This is a genomic window from Caldivirga sp. MU80, from assembly GCF_001663375.1.
Classification (GTDB): Archaea; Thermoproteota; Thermoprotei; order Thermoproteales; family Thermocladiaceae; genus Caldivirga.
The window spans coordinates 1-3,459 of the sequence record NZ_LCTF01000061.1; the positions used below are offsets into that span (position 1 = coordinate 1).

Annotated in this window: 2 protein-coding genes and 1 pseudogene; all 3 read left to right on the forward strand. The window is 44.0% G+C overall.

Going from position 1 to position 3,459, the window contains the following annotated elements:
• Nucleotides 1–256: pseudogene (locus tag AAX04_RS11355) on the forward strand (alpha-glucosidase/alpha-galactosidase); the annotation flags it as partial.
• Between the two features lie 117 nt (nucleotides 257–373).
• Complete coding sequence (locus AAX04_RS11360; RefSeq protein ID WP_066798361.1) at nucleotides 374–2,719, forward strand: ABC transporter substrate-binding protein; 2,346 nt, start codon at nucleotides 374–376, stop codon at nucleotides 2,717–2,719.
• 185 nt (nucleotides 2,720–2,904) lie between these two features.
• Nucleotides 2,905–3,285 (forward strand): aspartyl protease family protein, encoded by a 381-nt coding sequence (locus AAX04_RS11365; RefSeq protein WP_066798366.1) that lies wholly within the window; start codon nucleotides 2,905–2,907, stop codon nucleotides 3,283–3,285.
• The last annotated feature ends 174 nt before the right edge of the window (nucleotides 3,286–3,459 follow it).

Below are 3,459 nucleotides of genomic sequence, written 5' to 3' on the forward strand. Positions count from 1 at the left end.
AGATGGTAAGGGCATTCATAGGTTAAGCTTCAGCAACCTACCCAAGGCATGGGGCAGGGTGCTTAGGTACGCTATAATACCCAGGATAACCAGGGCCGAGTGGGCCATTGACGCATTCCTGGAGGGCGGTAGGGATGCCTTATTCAACTGGCTTATAGTGGATCCAAGGACTAAGTCTAATGAGCAAGTGAATCAAGTCATAGATGCAATACTGAACATGCCCGGTAATGAGGAGATGGCTAGGCACTTCAAGTAAAGTGTTAAAGTTCATCCACTTGTTAGCGTATTAGTTAAAATTTATCACTATGGATATATAGTATTGCCTTAATCTATTTACGGTAACTGTTAAAAAGGTGTTAATCACCTTGTTTGCATGTTTACTGGTAAAGTGTACGTGTTTTTGGTGGTGGCGGTTGTGATGGTGGTGGTAGCAGCATACAGTATAAACATAGCCCAAGCCCAACAGAAGCCACAAATCATATTCCCCGTGGCCGGTACCTCCTGGGTAATAGCTCCTGGTACGCCAATTTACAATCCATATAGTCCAACTACTATTGCTGGTTGCAGTATAGTTGGTGCTATGACGTACCTACCTCTCGCATTCTATAATTCTATGACGAACAGTTATTTGCCTGTTTTGGCTGATAACTGGACTATTCAGGTTCTTCCTAATGGTTCAGGTATTTTGACCGTTCACCTTAGGCCTGGCTTCTACTGGTTCAACGGCTCAGCCACAATACCATTCACAGCCTGGGATGCATATGCTAGGTTTTACATCGGTATTAAAGCCTTCGGCTGGTATCGCCCATACATGTTACCTCAATATGCTGATGAGGATGTAAGGGTTATTGATAATTATACTATCCAATTTCTATTTCAAAAATGGACAGCCCTACGGCTGTATTACGTATTGACGACATGCATGAGTACGCCTTGGCCTGTCTGGGAGCCAATTGTTAATGAACTTAAGGCCATGAATACTACTCAAGCTATTAAATTCAGCGATAATATTACTAAGTTTGTTGTGCCTTATTGGGGACTATTTCCATATTACTTAACCTACTTTAGCAGTAATTACATGTTAATTACCCTTGAACCAAGTAATCTACTTAGTGATTGGTTTAGGATATTCCCGCTGGCTGATTGGTACTACTACGACCCAACCTACGAGGCTATATGGGGGTCTAATACTGTAGCCCTTGAATCATACTTAGCGGGTAAGGGTACCTGGGGTTCCGCTGGCTTCTCAATGCAGCAGGTTGAGGTGCTTGAGCAGCATGGTATAGGCATATACTTCGGGCCTAGCTTCTTTACCATGGGTATTGCTGTTAATCCTCACTACTATCCTTGGAATATTCCTCAGGTTAGGGAGGCGTTATGTTACGTTATTAATAGGACTGAGACTGCAGAAGCGTGGGGTTTAGCAATCAGCCACCCTGATTACTACCCTGAACCAGTAGTGCCTGAGGTTATCGATACTTATCCGCCTGATGTTAGGCAGTTCATAATACCATGCAGCTACAACTGGACTAAGGCTTCTCAAATGCTTCAAAGCCTAGGCTTCTACAAGAAGGGAGGATACTGGTACACACCAAACGGAACACAATTAACACTGGAGGTACTTGCACCAAGCGGCTACACCGACTGGATGACAATGGCCAGTGACGCCGTGATGCAACTACAATCCTTCGGCATAAACGCCAAGTTGGTTGGACAGGATGTGGGCGTGTTTTTTGGTACCATAGTACCGAATGGTCAATATGAGGCTATTACAACAGGTCTAGGTGGTGGTTCATCGTATTACAGCGTCTGGGTGAGGCTAAGTAACCCCTGGTATTGGACTGGGGCGGCTATTTCCGCCTACACTAAGGGTAGTAATGTTTGGCCTTTCCAGTGGCCTAATGGTACTTGTACGCCCGTTACGGCTCCTTCATCAATGCACCTACCCAACAGCACCATAGTGTGGTGCGTTAACTCAACACTCGGCTACATTAACCTAACAAACTGGCAAGTATACTTCAACGCAGCAGCCCCAGGTAGTGAGGATTATGCTAATGCAGTGAAGGTTATTTTTGCGTGGTACTACTATTTTGTGCCGATGATCCCCATCTACTCTAAGATTTCACCGTACATATATGCTAAATCTGTGGCTGACATTAACTGGACGTACAATTGCCTACCACCAATAGCCACCTACTCCATTGGTGGTTTTGCCAATTATTGGTGGAATTACGGCCCACTGTATTACGTGCTGTTGGGTGCCTTCGCCCCTCCAGGTGAGGTACCACCACTAGCCCAGGCTATTGCTAATGGTTCGCTTTGGACTAACCCGCAGTTGCGTGAATTCGCAGTATACTTAGGCTTACCAAGCCCGGATGTGAAGGTTCAGGAGTGTGTAGCCTCATACTTCCATATACCATACACTCCAGTAGCCACAACAACTACAACCACCACTACTACAACTACTACTCCTGTTACCACCACATCAACAACTACAACAACCACTACAACCACGACTACCACTACTGCTGTTTCAACAGTCACCACTACGGCAACGGTGACTAGTACTGTGACTTCAACAGTAGCATCAACAACCACGGCAGTAACCACAGTAACAGTAACAAAACCAGTAATCAGCACAGCATTAGTAGCCGGAATAGTAGCCATCGTAGTAGTCGTAGCAGCAGTAGCAGCAATAATCGCAATGAGAAGAAGGTAAGCATAGGCTAATATTACTTTTAAACTTAAACTATGATTTCTTTTTTGCTATGGTCATGTTTTATTCCATGGTCGGAAGGATGGATAAAATAATTTGATATTTAAGCTGTATGAACATTCATTAAGCTGATGGCATGGTTAATGAGCGCAGTAAGGTCTTTAAATGGGTTGTATGTTTTATGGTATATGGGCTTAGTGTACGTGGAGGGGGTTGTGAGGAGCGAGGATGGTAGAAGTGAGAGGGTTAGGTTCCTAGTGGATTCAGGTGCATTTTACACTGTTTTGAAGAGGGAGGTTTGGGAGATATTGGGGTTGAGGGAGATTTCAAGGGTGTCCTTGGTTTTGGCTGATGGAACCATGATTGAAAGGGGAGTCTCAGAGGCTATAATAGAGCTACCACCCTATGGAGTGAGACACACCCCTGTGATCCTAGGTGAGAGTGAGGATGAGAACCTGCTAGGCACGGTAACGCTTGAAATATTTGGGTTAATCCTAGACCCGTTGAAAAGGGAGATAAGACCAGCAAGGTTAATATTGAAACGTGGCAATACTCCCATAGGCGTATGAATAATCTTACCTAAGCGTGGTACTGGCTAACTGCGTAACCTTTATAACAATATGAGGTAACATATGGTTAAGATCAATGCTTTAATAAATGCCCAAAGGATTGTATTATTTAAGTATTTCCTAGAATAATAGATTATAAACAAATATGTAATATTGCCGGTGCTAACATGTTCA